The 20983-nt window shown below is 73.0% G+C and carries 15 protein-coding genes; 7 read left to right on the top strand and 8 right to left on the bottom strand.

Translation table 11 applies throughout. The features are described 5' to 3' along the window. Nucleotides 1-7: 7 nt before the first annotated feature. Genes FFA01_RS08625 through FFA01_RS08610 form a run of 4 tightly spaced genes read right to left on the bottom strand, consistent with a single transcriptional unit; the run spans nt 8 to nt 5046 of the window. Nucleotides 8-1327: an ABC transporter permease gene (locus tag FFA01_RS08625; protein WP_146855049.1), complete on the bottom strand. Its 1320-nt coding sequence runs from the start codon at nt 1325-1327 to the stop codon at nt 8-10. Beyond that, nucleotides 1324-2433, bottom strand: coding sequence for an ABC transporter permease (locus tag FFA01_RS08620; protein WP_146855047.1), 1110 nt, complete (start codon nt 2431-2433; stop codon nt 1324-1326). Before FFA01_RS08620 ends, FFA01_RS08625 begins: the two co-directional genes overlap by 4 nt. Further along, complete coding sequence (locus FFA01_RS08615; protein ID WP_146855044.1) at nt 2430-3998, bottom strand: ABC transporter ATP-binding protein; 1569 nt, start codon at nt 3996-3998, stop codon at nt 2430-2432. Before FFA01_RS08615 ends, FFA01_RS08620 begins: the two co-directional genes overlap by 4 nt. Before the next feature lie 4 nt (nt 3999-4002). Further along, a complete protein-coding gene (locus FFA01_RS08610) occupies nt 4003-5046 on the bottom strand; it encodes a BMP family lipoprotein (protein WP_167627325.1) in 1044 nt (347 codons plus the stop codon). Between the two features lie 180 nt (nt 5047-5226). Here FFA01_RS08610 and FFA01_RS08605 point away from each other — a divergent pair, with 180 nt between their 5' ends. The 5 genes from FFA01_RS08605 to FFA01_RS08585 are packed head-to-tail and all read left to right on the top strand — an operon-like array spanning nt 5227 to nt 13010. Further along, nucleotides 5227-6660, top strand: coding sequence for an amidohydrolase (locus FFA01_RS08605; protein ID WP_146855038.1), 1434 nt, complete (start codon nt 5227-5229; stop codon nt 6658-6660). A 2-nt stretch (nt 6661-6662) separates the two neighbouring features. Beyond that, the gene (locus tag FFA01_RS08600; RefSeq protein WP_167627324.1) at nt 6663-7421 is read left to right on the top strand and encodes a creatininase family protein; all 759 of its coding nucleotides are present in this window, start codon (nt 6663-6665) and stop codon (nt 7419-7421) included. Then, a complete protein-coding gene (locus tag FFA01_RS08595; protein WP_146855033.1) occupies nt 7418-8476 on the top strand; it encodes a LacI family DNA-binding transcriptional regulator in 1059 nt (352 codons plus the stop codon). Before FFA01_RS08600 ends, FFA01_RS08595 begins: the two co-directional genes overlap by 4 nt. Before the next feature lie 40 nt (nt 8477-8516). After that, nucleotides 8517-11993, top strand: a complete 3477-nt coding sequence (locus tag FFA01_RS08590) for a TM0106 family RecB-like putative nuclease (protein ID WP_244289772.1) — start codon at nt 8517-8519, stop codon at nt 11991-11993. A 9-nt stretch (nt 11994-12002) separates the two neighbouring features. Then, a complete protein-coding gene (locus tag FFA01_RS08585; protein ID WP_146855030.1) occupies nt 12003-13010 on the top strand; it encodes an SseB family protein in 1008 nt (335 codons plus the stop codon). Between the two features lie 93 nt (nt 13011-13103). On the opposite strand, the gene FFA01_RS08580 is transcribed toward FFA01_RS08585, so the two are convergent. The 4 genes from FFA01_RS08580 to FFA01_RS08565 all read right to left on the bottom strand — a co-directional run bounded on the left by FFA01_RS08580 (nt 13104) and on the right by FFA01_RS08565 (nt 17618). Beyond that, entirely contained in the window at nt 13104-13496 is a 393-nt protein-coding gene (locus FFA01_RS08580; RefSeq protein WP_146855027.1) for a hypothetical protein, read from the bottom strand. A gap of 150 nt (nt 13497-13646) precedes the next feature. Next, complete coding sequence (locus FFA01_RS08575; RefSeq protein ID WP_146855024.1) at nt 13647-15473, bottom strand: DEAD/DEAH box helicase; 1827 nt, start codon at nt 15471-15473, stop codon at nt 13647-13649. Between the two features lie 102 nt (nt 15474-15575). After that, nucleotides 15576-17006 (bottom strand): threonine/serine exporter family protein, encoded by a 1431-nt coding sequence (locus FFA01_RS08570; RefSeq protein WP_244289771.1) that lies wholly within the window; start codon nt 17004-17006, stop codon nt 15576-15578. 231 nt (nt 17007-17237) lie between these two features. Beyond that, on the bottom strand, nt 17238-17618 hold the full coding sequence (locus FFA01_RS08565) for a hypothetical protein (RefSeq protein ID WP_146855021.1): 381 nt from the start codon (nt 17616-17618) through the stop codon (nt 17238-17240). Nucleotides 17619-17783: 165 nt separating this feature from the next. On the opposite strand from FFA01_RS08565, the gene FFA01_RS08560 reads away from it, so the two are divergent. Further along, nucleotides 17784-18872 carry an SDR family oxidoreductase gene (locus FFA01_RS08560; protein ID WP_146855017.1) on the top strand — a complete coding sequence of 363 codons (1089 nt, stop codon included), beginning with the start codon at nt 17784-17786 and terminating at the stop codon, nt 18870-18872. Between the two features lie 251 nt (nt 18873-19123). Continuing rightward, nucleotides 19124-20815, top strand: a complete 1692-nt coding sequence (locus FFA01_RS08555) for an alpha-amylase family protein (RefSeq protein WP_146855014.1) — start codon at nt 19124-19126, stop codon at nt 20813-20815. Nucleotides 20816-20983 lie beyond the last annotated feature (168 nt).

The following is a 20983-nucleotide window of genomic DNA, read 5'->3' as shown; positions in this document are numbered from 1 at the left end:
GACCGGGTCAGCTGCGGCGCGTCCGGCGGGGCACGAGCCTGCCGAGTGCGGCGGGCGGCCGCATCCGGGTGCCCGCCACCACCAGCACCGCCAGCGTCACGACGTACGGCGTCGCGCTCGAGATCGCGGCCGGCAGCGGGACGGCGACGAAGACGACCAGCAGCACGACGCCGACGACGAGCGGCGGCAGCCCCTCGCGCAGGCGCCGCCCGGGGACGACGCGCCGCAGACGCACGAGCCCGAGCACGGCGAAGACGACGGCGAGCACGAAGACGAGGGCGCGCAGCGTCTCGGGTCGCCCGATCCCGACGGCGTCGCTGATGCCGAAGAGGGAGGCGCCGAAGAACACGCCGGACGGCGTCCAGTTGCCGAAGATCAGCGTCGCGAGGCCGATGAACCCCCGGCCCGCGGTCTGGTTCTCGATGTAGCCCTGCGAGATCAGGGTCAGATAGCCGCCCGCGAACCCGGCGAGGCCGGAGCCGACCAGCACCGCGATCCAGCGGGTGCGGTGCACGCTGCCGCCAAGGGCCTGGAGCGCGGCCGGCTCCTCGCCCGCCGCGCGCCAGCGCAGACCGAACGGCGTCTTCCAGAGGATCCACGCCACGATCGGGATGACCAGCAGGCCGATCACGGCGGCGAGCGACACGTCGCGGGTGAGTCCGCCGAGCAGGCCGCCGATCTGCGCCACGACCGGGAGGTCGGAGCCCTCCATCGTGCGGCTGAGGTCGGGGGTGCCGAGGCCGCCGCTGACGAACGGCAGCGAGAGGTGCGGCACGTCGGCCCCGATGCGCGGCGACCGCGCGATGGTGCCGCCCTCCATGCCCGAGAAGACGATGTCCGAGAAGAACCGGGCGACGGCGGCCGCGATCACGTTGATCGAGACGCCGACGATCAGCTGGTTGATGCCCATCTCGATGCAGAGCACCGCCATCAGCACGCCGAACACGAGACCGCCGACGACGCCGCCGGCGAGGGCCGCCCACGGCCCGGCGATCGCTCCGAAGAGGCCCGCCGTCCAGGTGCCGCCGATCATCATGCCCTCGAGGCCGACGTTGATCACGCCCGCGCGCTCCGAGAACAGGCCGCCCATCGCCACCAGGGCGATCGGCACGGTGAGCCGCAGGGCCGAGCCCCAGGTCGACGACGCCGTGATGCCGGGGGCGTCGGCGAGGTACCGGGCGAGGATCAGCAGACCGAGGCCGAGCAGGGTCCAGCGGAGCGCGGCCCGCACGTGCCGGACGGACGGCCGGAGGCGCGCGACCGACGCGCGGGGAGGCTCGGCGCCCGAGGGCGTCACGGTGGTCAGCGGTTCGGGCCCGGTCGTCATCGTGCTGCTCCTTCGGTGGCGGCCGGCGGCGTGCTCTCGCCGGATCGGAGGCGACGGCGCAGGGCCGTGGCCAGCGCGATGCGCTGGTCGGCCCGCTCGGTGAGCCAGTAGCCCACCGCCGACGACAGCAGCACGACGGCGAGGAACACCTGGCCGACCTCGGTCGGCAGCTGCACCAGCCCGAGCACCTGGGCGCTGCGTTCGACGAAGGCGAGCACGAAGGCGCCGAGGGCCATGCCGATCGGGTGCTGACGCCCGAGCAGGGTGGCCGCGAGCCCGGTGAACATGAGGTCGGTGGGGAGCGTGCCGTCGAACCGGCCGGCGACCGAGAGGATGTGCGGCAGCCCGACGAGACCGGCGACGGCCCCGCTGATCAGCATCGCCTGCACGATCTTGCGGTCGACGCGGATGCCGGCCGACTCGGCCGCCTCGGGCGACCGGGCCGCGACGCGCAGCGAGTAGCCGAACACGCTGCGGTCGATGACGAGGTGGTAGACGATGCCGACGACCAGCGCGACGATCACGAAGCTCGAGACCGAGCCCTGGCCCGAGCCGGTGCCGGGCAGCGTCGGCATCAGGCCCGACGGGTCGATGACCGCCGTGCCGGTGTTCTGTCCGCCGCCCGAGCGGAAGACGTCGCTCAGCAGCACGGCCACCACCGTCGTCGCGATGGCGTTCAGCAGGATCGACGTGATGACCTCGTTCACACCGCGGTGGATCTTGAGCAGCGCCGGGATCAGCGCCCAGAGCGCGCCCACGGCGCAGGCGATCAGCAGCGTCAGCGGCAGGCGGATGGCGAGGGGGAACGGCAGGGACGCCGCGGCGACCGCGCCGGCGAGGGCCGCCATGCGGTACTGGCCGTCGACGCCGATGTTGAACAGGCCCATCCGCACCGCGAAGGCGCCCGCGACGGCCGCGAGGTAGAGCGGCACGGCGTCGTTCAGGCTCGACACGAGCGAGTTCGGTTCGATGCCGTACGACCACATGACCGAGAAGGCGCTGGAGGCGCTGTAGCCGCCGGCGGTCAGGAACAGCGCGGTGACGCCGAGGGCGAGCAGCACCGAGACGACGGGACCCGCGGTGGTGACCGCGACCCGGCGGATCACGCCGCGCCTCCTCGGGGTGCCCGATCGGACGGCGGCGCGTCGCCGGGGGACGGGGCGTGGGCGCCGGTCATGTGCTCTCCGAGGTCGATGGCGGTCACGGTGCGGGGATCGAGCTCGGCGACGACGCGACCGCCGTACATCACGAGCAGCCGGTCGCTCAGGGCGAGCAGCTCGTCGAGGTCGGCCGACACGAGCAGCGTGCCGAGACCCGTGTCGCGGGCGGTGACGAGCTCGCGCCAGACGGCGCTCTGCGCCCCGACGTCGACGCCGCGCGTCGGATGCGCCGCGACCAGCACGGTCGGGTCGCTGCCGAGCTCGCGCCCGATGATGAACTTCTGCTGGTTGCCGCCCGACAGAGCGCGGGCGCGCGTGCCGGGTCCGCCGCCGCGGACGTCGAAGCGCCGGATGACGGCCGAGGCCGTCGACGACGCGGCCGACCGGCTGAACCACCAGCCGCGCCGGATCGGGGCGCGCTGCTGATAGCCGAGGGCGGCGTTCTCGGCCAGCGTGAAGTCGAGCACGACGCCGTCGCGATGCCGGTCCTCGGGGATGTACGCCAGCCCGAGCGCCCGGCGCTCGCGCGTCGACAGGGCGTCGATCGACCGACCGCCCATCGAGACGGCCCCGTCGTACTCGACCCGGCCGAGCAGAGCCGCGAGCAGCTCGGACTGGCCGTTGCCCTCGACCCCGGCGACGCCGACGATCTCGCCGGAACGCACCGAGAGCGACACGGCGTCGAGCAGGGGGCGCTCGCCGGGGCGGCCGACGGTGAGATCGGCGACGGCGAGCACGAGGTCGTCGCCGGGGGGAGTCGTGCGCGGCTCGACGGTCGGCATGGCGACCTCGACCATGAGCCCGGCCAGCTCGCGCGGCGTCGTCTCGGCCGGCGTCGTGCGACCGACCACCCGGCCGGCGCGGATCACGGTGATCTCGTCGGCGAACGCGAGGACCTCGTCGAGCTTGTGCGAGATGAAGACGACGGAGGCGCCCCGTGCGGTGAGGGCGCGGATCGAGCGGAACAGCGCGGTCGCCTCGGTCGGCACCAGCACCGCGGTGGGCTCGTCGAGGATGATGACGCGCGCCTCGCGGTACAGGACCTTGAGGATCTCGACGCGCTGCCGGTCGCCGACCCCGAGGTCGGACACGAACGCGTCGACGTCGACCTCGAAGCCGTTCTCGGCCGCGAGGGCCGAGACCCGCTCGCGGGCGGCCGACGAGTCGAGGCGCCACGGGGTCCCCGGCTCGTCCGCCAGCACGACGTTCTCCCACACGCGGAGGGCGTCGGCGAGCAGGAAGTGCTGGTGCACGATGCCGACGCCGGCCTGCTGGGCCTGACGGGGCGACCGGAACTCGTGCGTGATGCCGTCGACCTCGACCGTGCCCTCGTCGGGGCGCTCCTCGCCGGCCAGCACCTTCATCAGGGTGGACTTGCCGGCGCCGTTCTCGCCGACGATCGCGTGGACGGTGCCGGGGCGCACGACGACGTCGATCCGGTCGTTGGCCGTGAACGTCCCGAAACGCTTGACGATCCCGGTCAGCCGGACCGACGCCTCGTGCACCGTCATCGGGTCAGAGCGCCGTCGGGACGGTGACGTCGCCGGCCACGATGGCGGCCTCGGCGTCGTCGAGCTGGTCGGAGATGGCGTCGACGAACCCTCCGCTGGTCGAGTAGCCGACGCCGCCGGTCTCGAGGTCGAAGACCTGCTCGCCGGTCTCGAGGGTGCCCGCGTCGAACGAGGTGATGACGTCTTCGACCGCGACGTCGACGTTCTTCAGCGCGGAGGTGAGGATGAACGGCTTGATGTCGTCGTCGACCTGCTCGTAGGCGTCGCCGTCGACGCCGATGGCCCAGACCTTGGCGTCGTCGGTGCTCGATGCGGCCGCCTGCTCGTAGACGCCCTGGCCGGAGCCGCCCGCCGCCGCGTAGACGACGTCGGCGCCGCCGGCGTACATCGAGGCGGCGGCCTCCTTGCCCTTGGTCGGGTCGGAGAAGCCGGTGAAGTCGCCGAGCGGCGAGAGGTAGGTCGAGTCGATCGTGATCGACGGGTCGACGGACTTGGCGCCCGCCTCGTAGCCGACGAAGAAGTTCTGGATCGAGGGCTGGTCGACGCCGCCGACGAAGCCGATGTGGCCGGTGGTCGAGGTCAGCGCCGCGGCGACGCCCACCAGGTACGAGGACTCGTTCGCCGCGAACGAGATCGTCGTCACGCCGTCGATCTCGGTCCCGATGTCGGTGTCGACGTCGACGAAGGCCGTGTCGGGGTGGTCGGTGGTCTCCATGGGCTGGGCGAACTGGAACCCGATGCCGACCGCGAGGTCGGCGCCCTGCGACACGGCCAGGTCGAGGCGGTCCTGGTAGTCGTCGGTGTTCGGGCTCGACAGCTCGAGGGGCGAGAAGCCGAGCTTCTCCTCCGCCGCGGTGAAGCCGGCGTAGCCGCCGTCCATGATCGAGTAGTCGCCGGTCGTCCCGTAGAGCAGGGCGACGGTGGCGGCGTCGGGGTCGGCGGACGGCGCGGTGGCGGCCGTCTGGCCGGCGCACGAGGCGAGCAGCAGGGTGGCCGTCAGGGTGGTCGCGGAGGCGAGCAGGAGGCGGCGGGGACGCAGTGTGGGCACGGGGACTCCAAGAAGTAAACGATTACCTGATCGAGGACGAGGGGCCGGGTTCTCGAGGGATCGGAGGGATGGTGAGGGTGCGACAACCGTAACCGGGGGCGTGTTACGGCTGTGTTTCGAACAGGTAAGGAGTGGAGTAAACGTTTTCATCGGAGTGACTCGCTGTGTCAGCCTGACGTCATGACGACCGATCCCTCCGCCCCCGCCGTCGATCCGGCGCCCGCCGTCGATCTCGTGATCCGGAGGGTGACCGTGCTGGCGCCGACCCGGCGTCCGGTCGCCGCCTACCCCGACCTCGCGCCCGACGACGCGGCCCGGCCCGGTCCTGCGACGTTCCTCGCCGACCAGGCGATCGGCGTGGTCGGCTCCGTGATCGCCTGGATCCGTCCCGACGCCGACCTGACGGCCGCCGACCTGGGCGCGGCGCGGGTCGTCGACGCACCCGGACGCGTCGCCGTCCCGGGCCTGATCAACACGCACAGCCACTCGTCGATGACCTACTTCCGGGGCTCCGCGGAGGACGTGCCCACCGCCTCCTGGTTCAACGACCACATCTGGCCGATGGAGGTGAACCTGACCGACCGGGACGTCCTGCTCGGCGCCCGCCTGGCCGTCGCCGAGATGCTGCTCGGCGGGGTCACGACGGTCGCCGACCACTACTTCTCGATGACGCAGATCGCCCGCGCCGTCGACGAGGGCGGCATGCGGGCGGTGCTCGCCGAGACGTACTTCTCGTCGCAGGGCGCCGAGGGCCTGGAGCGCAGCGCCGCGTTCGCCGCCGAGCACGACGGCGCCGCGGGCGGCCGCATCACCACGATGCTCGGGCCGCACGCGGTCTACACGGTCGACGACGCCGACCTGGTCCGCACGGCGGAGCTCGCCCGCTCGATCGGCGTGCGCAGTCACGTGCACGCCGCCGAGACGATGCACCAGACCGAGTCCTCGCTCGCGCGACGGGGCGCGACGCCGATCCAGGTGCTGCACGACACCGGCATGCTCGAGGCCGGCGCGTTGATCGCGCACGGCACGGGGATCGTCGAGAGCGACCTGGCGTGGCTGACCCCGTACGCCGACCGCGTCGGCGTCGCGTGCTGCGCCAAGGTCTACCAGAAGCACACGCACACCTCCACGCCGATCCGACTGCTGCACGACGCCGGCATCGCGGTCGGGATCGGAACCGACGGCTGCGCCTCGAACAACACGCTCGACATGTTCGAGAGCGTGCGCGCGACCGCCCTCGTGCAGAAGGCGGCCTCGCGCGACGCGACCTGGCTGACCAGCTCGCACGCGCTCGACCTCCTCACCCGGCAGAGCGCGCAGGCGATCGGCCGCGAGCACGACCTCGGCGCCCTCGCCCCCGGGTACACGGCCGACATCGTGCTGATCGACCCCTGGAAGCCCCACCTGCAGCCGATGAACGACCTCGCCGCAGCCCTGGTGCTGAGCATCCGGGCGAGCGACGTCGAGACGGTGATCGTCGACGGCCGCATCGTGGTCGACGGCGGCCGGCTGGTCGACACCGACCTCGACGCGCTGATGACCGAGATGAACGCGAGACTGCCCGGCCTCACCGACCGGTCGCACGGGAGCACCATTCAGACCTACGCTCCTTGATGATGATCGACGCAGACCGCACGCCCTGGCCCGACGTGGCCGCCGCCTTCGACCGGGGCGCGGGTCTCGCCGTGCTGCCGTTCGGCGCGTTCGAGCAGCACGGCCCGCACCTGCCGCTCGGCACCGACACCGCCACGGCGGCCGAGGTCGCCCGCCGTCTCGCCGAGCGCCTCGACGCCGTGCTGCTGCCTCCGGTGCACTACGGCGACACCTGGAACACCGCCGGCTACCGCGGCACCCTGTCGCTCTCATCGGCGACCGTCACGGCGATCGTGGTCGACCTGGGTCGCGCCCTCGCGCGCTCCGGGGCGGGCGGGCTCGTCGTGGTGAACGGGGACTGGGGGAACCGCGGGCCGCTGTACACGGCCACGCGCCTCCTGCTCGACGAGGGTGTGCTGCCCGCGATCACGCTCGACCACCCCGGGATGGACGCCGCGATCGACGAGGTCCGCGAGAGTCGCCCCGCGGCCGCGGGTCTCGCGCACGCGGAGGAGATCGAGACCTCGATCATGCTGCGGCTCGCCCCCGACGACGTGCGGACCGACCGTTACGGGGCCTGCTACCCGGCGTTCCCCTCCGACTTCGGCACGCGTCCGATGCAGCTGCACCCGTTCTCGCCGTCCGGGGTGTTCGGCGACCCGTCGCCGGCCACCGCCGACAAGGGCGAGCGACTGCTCGACGCGACCGTCGAGGGGTCGATGGCCGTGCTCGCCGACTTCGTCGCCGACGTGCTCCGCGGCCGAGCCGAGGAGGCGCGGTGAACCAGACCACGGAGCCCACCCTGGTCGACGTGGCCCAGAGGGCGGGGGTCTCGATCGCCACGGCGTCGCGCGTGCTCTCCGGCGCCCAGCACGTCTCGGAGTCGCGATCGCGGGCCGTGCGCAAGGCGATCGCCGACCTCGGCTACCGGCACAACGCGGTGGCGAGCGCCCTGCGCAGCCAACGCACCGAGACCGTCGGGCTCATCCTGCCCCGGTACACCACGGGGTTCCTCTCGGCGCTGATCGAGTCGGTCAGCGCCGCCCTCGACGACGCGGGGCTGTCGCTCGTGCTGCGCTACTCGGCCGAGGGCGACGACCACGACGTGGAGACCGTCGAGTCGCTGCTCAACCGCCGCGTCGACGGGCTGATCGTCTGCCCGCCCTCCGAGGACGTCAGCCGGGACGCCATCGCCGCCGCCGCCCGCGTGCCGGTGGTGCAGGTCGGCCGGCACATCTTCGGCGACGGCACCGACTCGGTGGGTCTCGACGACAACCGGGCCACCGACCTGCTCGTCGGCTCGCTGGCCGACGGCGGGGCCCGGTCGTTCGCGACGGTCGGCCTGTCGCCGGCCGACCACGCCGACGCCCGACGCATCGCGGCCGTGCGCGCCTCGTGCGACTCGCGGGGCACGGCCTTCGTCGCGGCGCTCCCGGCGGACGCGGTCCTGGCCGGCGGGGTGGCCGCCGCCAACCGGCTGCTCGCCTCCCGCGACCCGGCCGGGCCGGACGGAGGCGCGGGGCTCGTGGTGGACGGCCGCCGCGTCGACGCGATCGTCTGCGCCAACGACGACGTCGCGCACGGTCTCGTCACCGTGCTCCGGCTCGGCGACGTCGCCGTCCCCGACGACGTCCAGGTGGCGAGCCTGCTCGACGTCTCGTTCGGTGAGGGCGACGACCGCGACATCACGACGCTCCGACACCCCTGGCCCGCCATGGGGCGCGAGGCCGTCCGGCTGCTGCTCGACGCGCTCGGGTCGACGGGCGGGGGCGATGCGGGAGGCGCGCGGCGGGTCACGCTCGCACCGCGCCTCCTGAAGGGCCGTTCGTCGCGCTGACGGTGGTCGACGCTAGCGTGACTCGCACGGGCCGACACCCGTGCGAGGCGCGATCGAGAGGCACACCATCTACATCGACGACGAGACCGTGGTCACGAGCCCGTCCGACCTCAGCACCTGGGCGGCGTGCGAGTGGGCGTTCCTCCGGCGTCTCGACGCGAAGCTCGGCCGCATCGACCCGATCGCCGACGCGGCCGACTCGATGCTCGACCGCACGGCCCGCCTGGGCGACGACCACGAGATCCGGTTCCTCGAGCAGCTGCGCCGCACGCACGAGGTGGTCGAGTTCGAGCGCCCCGATCGGGCCGACTACCCGGCGGCCGCCGACGCCGCCGAGCGCGCCCTGCGCGACGGAGCCCCCGTGCTGTACCAGGCCACGTTCTTCGACGGCACGTTCATCGGGTTCTCCGACTTCCTGATCCGCACCGACGACGGCGCGTACGAGGTCTACGACACCAAGCTCGCCCGGCACGCGAAGATCCCCGCCCTGCTGCAGCTGGCCGCCTACGCCGAGCAGATCGCCGCGCGCGGCGTCGCGGTCGGGCCTCTGGTCCATCTCGTTCTCGGAGACGGGGCCACCTCGAGCCACGAGCTCGCCGACATCGCGCCCGTCTACCGGGCCCAACGCGACCGGCTGCGGGCCGCCGTGGAGGAACGTCGGCGGGCCGAGGGCGCGCTCGCCTGGGGCGCACCCGGCGTCCGCGCCTGCGGCAGGTGCGGCCCCTGCGCCGAGCAGGTCGACGAGCACCGCGACCTCGTGCTCGTCGCCGGGCTGACCCTCGGCCAGCGGACCAGCCTCATCGACGCCGGCATCGCCAGCATCGATGCCCTCGCCGCGAGCACCGGGCCGGTGGCGGGCGTGGGGTCGACCGCCCTGGCGCGCCTCCGGGGTCAGGCGGAGCTGCAGATCGCCAGCGAGCACGGCTCGGCGCCCGAGATCCGCCTGGTCGACGCGGGGGCCCTCGCGGCGATCCCCGCCCCCGACCCGGGCGACGTCTTCTTCGACTTCGAGGGCGATCCGCTCTACACCGAGGGCGACGGCACGGTGTGGGGGCTCGACTACCTCTTCGGCCTGGTCGACGACCAGGCGCGATTCACCGCGTTCTGGGCGCACGACCTCCGCGACGAGCGCCGGGCGCTGATCGACTTCCTCGCCTACGTCCGCGAGCGACGCGCCGCCCATCCGGGCATGCACGTCTACCACTACGCCTCGTACGAGCGCAGTCATCTGCTCTCGCTGGCCGCACGGCACGGCGTCGGCGAAGACGACGTCGACGACCTGCTGCGAGACGGGGTGCTCGTCGACCTCTACCCGATCGTCCGCAAGGCGCTGCTCGTCGGATCGCGCAGCTACTCGATCAAGAAGCTCGAGCCGCTCTACATGGGCGCCGACCTCCGCGACGACGGCGGGGTCGTCACCGCGACCGACAGCATCGACGCCTACGTCGAGGCCGCCGCGGCGCTGCGGGCGGGCGACCCCTCCGGGCAGGCCCGCCTCGATCAGGTCGCCGACTACAACGAGTACGACTGCCGCTCGACCCTGCGCCTGCGCGACTGGCTGCTCGCGTTCGCTCCGGCCGGCTCGTCGACCGACGGCACCCTCGACCTCGTCGACGACGAGCGCGTCCGTGCCGAGCCCGATCCCGTCTTCGTCGAGCTCTCGGCTCAGCTCGCCGACGTCGACCCTCTCGACCGCACACCCGACCAGACGGCGCTCGCCCTCGCGGCGGCCGCCATCGACTATCACCGTCGCGAGGCCAAGACCTTCTGGCAGGAGCACTTCGACCGGCTCCGCAACCCGATCGACGAGTGGGCCGACGCCCGCGACGTCTTCGTCGTCGACCGCGCGGAGGTGGTGCGCGACTGGCAGAGACCGCCGCGCAAGCGGACGCTCTCCCGCGACCTCCGACTGGTCGGCTCGCTCGCCCCGGGCAGCCGCCTGCCGATCGGCGCGAGTCCGATGGTCGTCTACGACACGCCTCTGCCCGCCTCGGCGAACCGGGCCGGCCCCGGATCCCGGGGCTGGGCCGCCCGGGGCACGGTCGTCGACGCCGAGACCGACGGCCGCCGGGTCGTGCTGCTGCTGACCGAGACCGTGCCGGTCGGTGCGGAGACGCACGACGCGTTCCCGGTGGCTCTGACGCCCGCCGCGCCTCCTCGGGCCGCTCCGCAGCCGGCGGCCATCTCGGAGTGGGGGCGCCGGGTGCTCGACGGCCTGCCGGGCCTCGTCGCCGACGCCGCGCTCGACCTGCTCCGCCGGGTGCCGCCCCGGGGCCGGGTGGTGCCGGTCGAGGGCGACGACACCGTGGCCGCGGTCACCGCGACCCTGCTCGGGCTCGACCGGTCGTATCTCGCGGTGCAGGGGCCTCCCGGCACAGGCAAGACCTTCGTCGGGTCGACCGTCGTCGCCCGGCTCGTCCGCGAGCACGGCTGGCGGGTCGGCGTCGTCGGCCAGTCGCACGCGGTCGTCGAGAACTTCCTCGAGGCCGTGGTCGGCAAGGGGGTCGACCCCGAGCGCGTGGTCAAGGTGCCGAAGAGCGGCGCCGACCCCGAGGCGGTCGAGGCGGCCGCCTGGACGGCCGTCAGGAACGGCGCCGAGCTCGCCGGGTTCCTCACCGGACCGGGCGGGACCGGGGGAGTCGTCGGCGGCACGGCGTGGACCTTCGCCAACGCCGACACCATCGCGCGCGGATCGCTCGATCTGCTCGTGATCGACGAGGCCGGGCAGTTCTCGCTCGCCCCGACCATCGCGTCGTCGGTCGCCGCCCAGCGGCTGCTGCTGCTCGGCGACCCGCAGCAGCTGCCGCAGGTGAGCCAGGGCTCGCATCCCGAACCCGTCGACCGGTCCGCGCTCGGCTGGCTCGCCGACGGACACGACGTGCTGCCGCCCGAGCTCGGGTACTTCCTCTCGCGCACCTACCGCATGCACCCGGCCCTGACCGCCCCCGTCTCGCGACTGTCGTACGACGGCGCCCTCGCATCGCGGGCGCCCGAGCGGCATCTCGAGGGCATCGCCCCCGGCCTGCACGTCGAGGCGGTGCGTCACCACGGCAACACGACGTCGTCGCCGGAGGAGGCCGAGCGCGTCGTCGCGCTCGTCGCCGACGTGGTCGGTCGTCGCTGGACCGACGGCGACGGGCGGACCCGGGCTCTGACCGACGACGACGTGATCGTGGTCGCGCCCTACAACGCGCACGGAGCCGTCGTCCGCGCGGCGCTCGACGCGGCCGGGTTCCGCGGCACGACCGTCGGCACCGTCGATCTCTTCCAGGGGAGGGAGGCCGTCGTCGCGATCCTCTCGCTGGCCGCGTCGAGCGCCGCCGACATCCCCCGGGGGCTCGAGTTCCTGCTCCTGCCGAACCGGCTCAACGTCGGGATCTCGCGCGCCCAGTGGGCGGCATACCTGGTGCACTCGCCCGCGCTGGCCGCCTCGATGCCGACGACGATCGCCGGTCTCGGCCTGCTCTCGCGGTTCATCGACCTCGTCGCGCCCGTCGAGCACCCCGCTTCGCCCTAGGCTCGACGCATGGGGATCTTCTCGCGCAAGAAGCACACGTCCGCCGCCGACACCGGAGAGGCACGGGGCGACACCCCGACGCCGTCCCCGGGCCCGCAGCCGATCGCCCCGGAGGCCCCCGGCGCGCCCGACGGAGTCGCGTCCGCACCCGCGGTGCCCGCCCCCGCGACCCCCGCCGCGCCGGAGACGCCCGCGACCGACGCCTCCGCCCCGCCCGTGCCCGAGCACCGTGCGGCGGCACCCGTCGTGCACACGTCCCTGCAGGAGGCGCTGGCCGGCTGGGGAGAGAAGAAGAACATCCAGACCATGTACTCGGTCATCAAGGAGCTCGCGGCGGGCGATCTGCTGCTCGACATCGGGTCGTCGTCGATCGCCGACCCCACGGTCGGACCGCAGAAGGGCGACACGATCTCGATCGCCCACCAGGTCGACAACAACGGCAAGAAGGTGCTGCTCGCCTTCACCAGCGGCGACCGGCTGGGCTTCTACCGCAAGACCCCCGACCCCGTCTCGCTGGTGGAGTCGGCGCCGGCGGTCGTCGCGATGGCGACCTCGAAGTACGACGGCCTCGTGCTCGACCCCGGCTCGCCCGAGACCCAGTGGATCGGCTACACCGACGAGCTCGTCACCGGCCTCACGGACGACCCGGCCGAGAACACGCGGGTCAAGCGCGCCATGGCCGAGAGGCGGATCCCGTGGATCACGATGCTCGAGATGCTGCGCGACGCCCCGGCGCTCTACATCGCGGCCCTCGAAGAGGAGGACGACGAGGGCGTCCTGACGTCCGCCGGCGTCGCCACGGTGACGTCGAACGGAGGCGACACCTACTCGGTGCTGCTCACCTCCCCGGCCGAGGTCGGCGCCTGGGCCCCGACGGCCCGAGCCCGGGCGACGCGCCTCGATCTCATCGCGAAGGTCGCGATCGATCGCGGGCACGCGGGCATCGTCGTCAACCCCGCCGGATCCATGCTGACCGTCACGGTCGACGAGCTGCGCGCCCTCCTCGCCTCGGCCTAGCCCCGCCGCCTCGAGGAGCCACCGGAGGCCGTCTCCCCCGGAGACGGGCGGCATGTCGCGACACTCGGTGCGGTCGGGGCTTTCGGCTGAGGGTCAGCGACCCGGGGCGGGGGATGCCGCGTACGCGGCCGCGGCCACGACCGTGAGCGCGATCGCCCCGATGTTCGCCGGCACGAGCGGCCCGGCGAACGCCGCCACCAGGCCGATGCTCGTCCCCAGTCCGACGATCAGCTGTCCGACCAGCAGCAGGGCGAGACCGAACGCCGAGCCGAGCAACGACACCCGGGCCAGGTCGTGCAGGCGTCGTGCGTGCTCCGACGACCGGTCCGGTGTCGAGCCCGCACCGCCCGCCGCACGCCGGGTGCGCACGAGGATCACCAGCGCGACGACCGCGAGCACCAGCGGGATGACGCTGCCGATCGTCAGCGCCGTCTGCACCACCCCGAACAGGGCGTCGGTTCCGGTGGGGGCGGTCGTCGCGCTCATGAGCGGTCTCCTCGGCGATCGGGGCGGCGGGGGCGCCTGGCGGTGGCCGCCGGACGACGAGCGCCGGGCGGCCGGGGGACGGGTGGGCCGACGCGACGACGCCGACCCGCGCGGTGTGCGGGGTCGGCGTCGAAGCGGAGCGGGGTCTCGCTAGTGGCGGGGTTTCCGGGCCGGACGGTCGGAGCCGTACGAGCGCTCGGGGCGGTCGCCGCGGTCGGGCCGGTCACCGCGGTCGTCGCGACGGGCGGCACCGCCGCCGCCACGACGGTCGGGCTTGATCTCGATGAGCTTGCCGCTGATGCGGGTGTCGCTCAGTCGGTCGAGCATGTCGCGGCTCACATCGGACGCCAGCTCGACGATGGAGAAGTCGGGCCGGATCGCGATGGCGCCGAAGTCGTCGCGGCTGAGGCCGCCCTCGTTGGCGAGGGCGCCGACGATCTGACGGGGCTCGACGCGGTGACGGCGACCGACCTCGATGCGGTACGAGGTCATCGGCTTCGACGTGCGCGGGCCGCGTTCGCGACGCTCACCGCGGTCGTCGTCGCGACCGGCGCGCGGGGCGCGGTCGTCACGCTCGCGGATCGGGCGCTCGTCGCGCTGCGGGCGCTCGTCCTTCGGGTCGAGCAGCAACGGCGTCTCGCCCTGGGCGACGACCGCGAGGGCGGCGGCGACGTCGGCCTCGGGAACGTCGTGGTGCTCGACGTAGTGGCTGATGATGTCGCGGAACGCCGAGATGCGCGCCTCCTGCGACAGGGCTTCGGTGATGGCGTCGTCGAAGCGGGTCAGGCGCGTGCTGTTGACGTCGTCGACCGACGGGAGCTGCATCTGCGTCAGCGGCTGACGGGTGGCCTTCTCGATCGCGCCGAGGAGACGTCGCTCGCGCGGCGTGACGAAGCTGATCGCGGCACCGCTGCGACCGGCACGACCGGTCCGGCCGATGCGGTGCACGTACGACTCGGTGTCGATCGGGATGTCGTAGTTGACCACGTGGCTGATGCGGTCGACGTCGAGACCGCGGGCGGCGACGTCGGTCGCGACGAGGATGTCGAGCTTGCCGCTCTTCAGCTGGTTGACCGTGCGCTCGCGCTGAGCCTGCGCGACGTCGCCGCTGATGGCGGCGGCCGAGTAGCCGCGGGCGCGGAGCTTCTCCGCGAGCGTCTCGGTCTCGCTCTTGGTGCGGACGAAGATGATCATGCCCTCGAAGTTCTCGACCTCGAGGATGCGCGTGAGGGCGTCGACCTTCTGCGGGTACGACACCATCAGGTAGCGCTGCGTCGTGTTGACCGACGTGGTGGTCTTCTGCTTGACCGTGATCTCTTCGGCGTCGTTCAGGTACTGCTTCGAGATGCGGCGGATCTGCGCGGGCATCGTCGCCGAGAAGAGGGCGACCTGCTTGTCATCGGGGGTGTCGGCGAGGATCGTCTCGACGTCCTCGGCGAAGCCCATCTTGAGCATCTCGTCGGCCTCGTCGAGCACGAGGTACTTGAGCTCGGAGAGGTCGAGGGTGCCCTTGGCGAGGTGGTCCATGATGCGACCGGGCGTGCCGACGACCACGTGGACGCCACGGCGCAGGGCGCTGAGCTGGACGCCGTAGGCCTGTCCGCCGTAGACCGGGAGCACGTGCACGCCGCGCATGCCGGACGCGAACTGCTCGAACGCCTCGCAGACCTGCAGGGCGAGCTCCCGGGTGGGCGAGAGGACGAGGGCCTGCGGCTTCTTCGCGCTCACGTCGAGGCGCGAGAGGATCGGGAGCGCGAAGGCGGCCGTCTTGCCGGTGCCGGTCTGGGCGAGCCCGACGACGTCGCGGCCGTCGAGCAGAGTGGGGATGGTGGCGGCCTGGATGGCCGAAGGGGTCTCGTATCCGATGTCCTTGATCGCCTTGAGCACCTGGTCGCTCAAGCCCAGATCGGCGAACGTCGGCGGCGTGTCGGCTTGCTCGGTGGCGTCGCTCGGGGCTTGTTCGGTGGTGTGGCTCATGGTGCAACGGTAGCCGGTCCGGGAGCATACGCCGTGCTGACATGGCTGGTTGCGCGAATCGGGCGACCCGCGCCTCTCCGTCGGGCGACCCGCGCCTCCCCGTCAGTCGGCCTGTCGCCGCTCCGGGTCGGGGGCGGCCGGGTCGACGGTCGGCTCGGGCACGATGACGTTGATCGGCGTCGTGTCGCTGTGCAGCGACTGCACCCAGACCTTCTTGCGCCGTCGCAGCCAGCGTCGCGCGCCGGGCGTCGCGAGCAGGCTGCCGAGCACGAGCCCGGCGCCGATGGCGAGGGTCGTGAGCATCGAGAAGACGAAGTCGACCTCGGCGCCGTCGGTGCCCGACATGACGTTCAGCAGCGCCGAGGCGACCGCGAGCGACGGCAGCAGGGATCCGCAGAACGCCGGGACGGCGATCACGGTGGCGGCCGTCCGGAGGCGCGCGGCCGCGATCGTGGACAGCGCGCCGAGCAGCGTGGCGGCCAGGAAGGTCGCCCCCATCAGCGGCAGACCGAGGGTGCGCAGCGTGAAGAGCGAGAGGTTGCCGACCAGCGCCACGCCGATCGTCACCGGGATCACGCGCGCGCTCGACCCCTGGGCCACGGCGTTGGCCGACGCGGCGACGAAGCTGGAGATCAGCGACAGCCACAGCGGCAGGGCCTGCAGCGTGATGTCGGTCGGGTCGACCTCGATGTCGACGAACCCCGTCACCGCCAGGCCGGCGGGGATCCCGCAGACGATGCCCGCCACGATGAGGCCGATGACGAGCGCGCGGCCGAGAGCCATCGCCCGGAACCCGGAGATGGCGTCCTGCGCCCAGGTGACGATGGTCGGGTGCGGGAGGACGAGCACGACCACCGCCGCGACCATGGCGGCCGCGCCTCCTGCCGACAGGGCGTCGAGCGAGATCGCGACCGTGCCGAGGGCGGCGGTGGCGCCGGCCTGGACGCCGACGACGAAGAACGGGGGGATGCCCCGGGCCGCCAGCCCGCGTCCGGTCATCATGACGCCGATCATCAGCACGAACGCGCCGAGGGCGGCCTGCCAGGTCCCGCCGGCCTGCAGGGTGACCGAGACGCCGAGCAGTCCCATCGCGAGATCGGTGATCCACGAGGGCCAGCGCGGGGGAGACCGCAGCACGTCGACCAGCCCGGCGACGGCGGTCGTCATGTCGCGGTCGTCGTGCAGCAGGTCGTCGACGATCTGGTACACCCGCGACAGGCGGTGCAGGTTCGACCCCTCGGCGTAGATGACCCGGGTCTTGATCAGGGGCGGGCCCTCGACGGGCGTGTACTGCACGGTGATGGCGGTTCCGGTGATGTCGAGCTCGAGCGGGGCGAGGTTCCACTTCGTGCTGACCGCGACGATCGCGACCTCGGTGCTCCGCACGTCGGCGCCGGAGGACAGCATCACGTCTCCGAGGTCGAGGCAGAAGTCGACGATCTGTCGCGGCGAGTAGAGGTCGCCTCCGATGCCGTGCTCGGGGGTCGTGCCCTCGTAGAGGGTGCCGCGCAGGCGGGCGCGGACGTCGCGCATCTCGTGCGGGTTCACGTTGCGGGCACGGGCCCGCGGAGGCCGCGCGGGCCGCCCCTTCGCTCTCGGGGCGGGGCGTTCGGGTCGCTCCGGTCGGTCCGGTCGTCCGGGTCGACCCGGTGTCCGGGGTTCGCTCACAGGCGGGCTCCGATCGGTCGCATCGGTCGATTCGCGTCGAGTCTAGGAGGCGCGGGGCGCTGGAGGAGAACCGCTCGCTCGGGTGTCGGGCCGGCCTTACGACGCGTGGTCGGGGTCGTCCTCGTCGCGCTCGACGAACGTCGTCTCGGGCTGCGTCTGAGCCAGGATCGCCTCGGCCGCCGACCCGAGCACGCGACCCGCGTCGATGCCCTTCTCGCGCGCGAGCGCCTCGGAGAGTCCCGCCGCGAGGCTGCCGCCGGCGGCGCCGAGGGTGGCGACGACGTCCTCCTGGCGGGGCGTCAACGGCGCGTCCGAGAGGCCCGAGACGACGTCCCGGAGGTTCTCCTCGCTCGCGTCGAGCGCGTCGGGATCGCCCTGCGTGATGGCCGACGCCTGCGACACGACGACGAGCGCGAGAGCCGCGGCCTCCTCTTCGGGGGTCCGTTCGGGCGTGGGCTCGTTCGCGTCCTGATCCATCGCTGCACCGTACGCGACGGCGGCGCGGGGACTGTCAGCCGGGGGACAGGACGACCGGCACCGGACGTGCGGCCCCCGGGCGGACGGCGGACCGAGCCGTGCGCGTGGGCCGGCCGGCCGCGGGGCCGAGGGAATGCGAGGAGGCGCGCAGGACTTGGAGCCTGGATGACCGACAACCAGACCTCCCCTCCCGGCACCGCGCTCGTCGTGGGCGCGAGCGGCATCACCGGCACCGCGCTCGTCGACCAGCTGACCCGAGACGGCTGGGACGTGCTCGCCCTGTCGCGCCGCGCCTCCTCGGCCGACGGCGTCACCGGGATCGCCGCCGACCTCACCAGCGCCGACAGCCTGCGCTCGGCCCTCGCCGACGCGAAGCCGACCCACGTGTTCTTCGCCGCCTGGCAGAAGCGCGACACGGAGGCCGAGAACATCGAGGTCAACGGCGGCATGGTGCGCGACCTGCTGGCCGCGCTCGATCACGCCCCGGTGCGGCACGTGTCGCTCGTCACCGGCCTCAAGCACTACCTCGGCCCGTTCGAGGCCTACGGCACGGGGAACATGCCCGACACCCCGTTCCACGAGGACGAGGAGCGCCTGCCCTACCCGAACTTCTACTACGCGCAGGAGGACGAGCTCTTCGCCGCCGCCGCGCGCCAGGGCTTCACCTGGTCGGTGCACCGCTCGCACACCGTCATCGGGTTCGCCGTCGGCAACGCGATGAACATGGGGCTGACGCTCGCCGTGCAGGCCGCGCTGAGCACGCGCCTCGGCCGGCCGTTCGTGTTCCCCGGCAGCGAGACGCAGTGGAACTCGCTCGTCGACGTGACCGACGCCGGGGTCCTGGCCGAGCAGATGATCTGGGCCGCGACCGACCCGGCCGGTGCGGACGAGCCGTTCAACATCGTCAACGGCGACGTCTTCCGCTGGCGCTGGCTGTGGCCGCGACTGGCCGCGCACCTCGGCGTCGACCCCGCGCTGGTCGAGGGCTTCGAGGGCGAGCCGCGACCGCTCGAGCAGCAGATGGTCGGCCTCGAGCAGGAGTGGCGCGACCTCGTCGCCGAGCACGGCCTCGCCGAACCCGAGCTGTCGCGCGTGGCGTCGTGGTGGCACACCGACGGCGACCTCGGCCGCGACATCGAGGTCGTCACCGACATGGGCAAGGCACGCGATGCCGGCTTCACGCGGTACCGCCGCACCGAGCAGGCCTTCGTCGACCTCTTCGAGCGCTACCGCGCCGCGCGCCTCATCCCCTAGGGGCGCGACGACTCGTCGCAAGCGGCGGCGGCGGTCCGCCCTCCGCGACGGGTCGCATCGGGTCGGCCGAGGAGGCGCGGGTCGGGTTCTCAGCCCCGGCACAGGCGATTGACAGGGCCCGGGACCGACCCCGTGCGTACCGTCGGGCGGGAGCGACCCACCCGAGACGGAGCCGAGATGACCCACCCGACCCGCGCCTCCCGCGCCCGCACCCCTCGCGCCGAGCGCGACCTCGTGATCGGCGCCGCCCGATGAGGGTCACCGACACGAGCGACCTCTGGTGGAAGACCGCGGTCTTCTACAACCTCGACGTCGAGACGTATCTCGACTGGAACGACGACGGGGTGGGCGACCTCGAGGGGCTCGCCCACCGACTCGACCACCTCGCCGAGCTCGGCGTCACCTGCCTCTGGCTGGCGCCGTTCTACCCGTCGCCGCAGCAGGACAACGGCTACGACATCTCGGACTACTACGGCGTCGACCCGCGCTACGGGCACCTCGGCGACTTCGTCGAGGTCGTGCGCACTGCGAACGACCGGGGCATGCGGGTGATCGTCGACCTCGTCGTCAACCACACGAGCGACCAGCACCCCTGGTTCCAGGCCGCACGCAGCGACCCGTCGAGCCGGTTCCGCGACTACTACCAGTGGCGCGACGACGTGCCGGACGACCAGCCCGAGAACATGTTCCCCGACGTCGAGGACGGCGTCTGGTCGTTCGACGAAGCGGCCGGTCAGTACTACCGGCACTCGTTCTACTCGCACCAGCCCGACCTCGCCACCGACCGTCAGGAGGTGCGCGACGAGATCGCCAAGGTGATCGGCTTCTGGCTGCAGCTCGGCATCGACGGGTTCCGGGTCGACGCCGTGCCGCACCTCATCGACACCGACGAGGGCGCCGAGCACGGCTTCCTGCAGGCGCTCCGCGGGTACGTCTCGAGGCGCAGCGGGAACGGCATGATGCTCGGCGAGGTCAACCTGCCCTACGACGAGATGGTTCCCTTCTTCGGCGCCGACGACGGCGACGAGCTCACCATGCAGTTCGACTTCGTCGCGAACCAGGCGCTCTACCTCTCTCTCGCCCGGCAGGACGCCACCCCGCTCGCGACGGCCCTGGCCGCACGACCGGCGTTGGCGCGCGGCAACCAGTGGGGCAACTTCGTGCGCAATCACGACGAGCTGACCCTCGACCAGCTGAGCGACGACGAACGCGACGAGGTGTTCGAGGCGTTCGCGCCGCTCGAGTCGCAGCGGATCCACGGTCGCGGCATCGTTCGTCGTCTGCCGCCGATGCTCGACGGCGACCCGCGACGCATCCGCATGGTCTACAGCCTCATGTTCTCCACCCCCGGAGCGCCGGTGCTCTTCTACGGCGAGGAGATCGGCATGGGCGAGAACCCCGCCGTCAGCGGACGCGGGGCCGTCCGCACGCCCATGCAGTGGACCGACGAGACCGGCGGCGGCTTCTCGCGCGCCGACGCCGACGACCTCGTCGCACCGCTCGCCGACGAGGGCTGGGCTCCGGAGCACGTCAACGTCTCGCGGCAACGGCACGAGCCCGACTCGATGCTGCGATTCGTGCAGGACCTGATCCGGCACTACCGCTCGTCGCCGGAGATCGGCTGGGGCGAACTGACGCTCCTCGCGTCCGGGCACGACTGCGTGCTCGCCCACGCCGTCGTCAGCAGCACGGGGACGCTCGTCGCCGTGCACAACTTCGCGCCGGACGGCCGATCGGTCGACCTCGATCTGAGCGGGCTGCTCGGCGCGGCTGCGGGTGACGGCGGCGACGCGGGCGCCGACGCACCCCGCCTCGTCGATCTGCTCGCCGAGCGGTCCACCCCCGAGGCGCCGGCCGACGACGGCCACCACCGCATCGAGCTCGAGGGCTACGGATTCCGGTGGCTCCGCGTGCTCCGGGCGGACGAGAAGCGACTGGTCTGATCGGGGAGGCGCGGGTCGGCAGGCAGGCGCCGCGTGCCTCCTGCTCCCGTGACCATCGAGGTGACCCGACGGGGGCAGGAGCGGCCTCCCGCGACCCCCGTCGGGTCACCTCGATGCGCGCGGGCCGCGCGGCGCGCCGGCCGCGCGGCGCGCCGGCCGCGCGGCGCG

Source organism: Frigoribacterium faeni (genome assembly GCF_007988805.1).
GTDB classification, from domain to species: domain Bacteria; phylum Actinomycetota; class Actinomycetes; order Actinomycetales; family Microbacteriaceae; genus Frigoribacterium; species Frigoribacterium faeni.
This window is presented reverse-complemented; position numbering and strand designations above follow the sequence as displayed.

Coding starts and splice junctions, on each gene's coding strand:
- FFA01_RS08560 (WP_146855017.1), top strand. CDS start 17,784: ATGACCGACAACCAGACCTCCCCTCCCGGCACCGCGCTCGTCGTGGGC.
- FFA01_RS08615 (WP_146855044.1), bottom strand. CDS start 3,998: ATGACGGTGCACGAGGCGTCGGTCCGGCTGACCGGGATCGTCAAGCGT.
- FFA01_RS08585 (WP_146855030.1), top strand. CDS start 12,003: ATGGGGATCTTCTCGCGCAAGAAGCACACGTCCGCCGCCGACACCGGA.
- FFA01_RS08605 (WP_146855038.1), top strand. CDS start 5,227: ATGACGACCGATCCCTCCGCCCCCGCCGTCGATCCGGCGCCCGCCGTC.
- FFA01_RS08565 (WP_146855021.1), bottom strand. CDS start 17,618: ATGGATCAGGACGCGAACGAGCCCACGCCCGAACGGACCCCCGAAGAG.
- FFA01_RS08580 (WP_146855027.1), bottom strand. CDS start 13,496: ATGAGCGCGACGACCGCCCCCACCGGAACCGACGCCCTGTTCGGGGTG.
- FFA01_RS08555 (WP_146855014.1), top strand. CDS start 19,124: ATGAGGGTCACCGACACGAGCGACCTCTGGTGGAAGACCGCGGTCTTC.
- FFA01_RS08570 (WP_244289771.1), bottom strand. CDS start 17,006: ATGCGCGACGTCCGCGCCCGCCTGCGCGGCACCCTCTACGAGGGCACG.
- FFA01_RS08575 (WP_146855024.1), bottom strand. CDS start 15,473: ATGAGCCACACCACCGAACAAGCCCCGAGCGACGCCACCGAGCAAGCC.
- FFA01_RS08600 (WP_167627324.1), top strand. CDS start 6,663: ATGATCGACGCAGACCGCACGCCCTGGCCCGACGTGGCCGCCGCCTTC.
- FFA01_RS08625 (WP_146855049.1), bottom strand. CDS start 1,327: ATGACGACCGGGCCCGAACCGCTGACCACCGTGACGCCCTCGGGCGCC.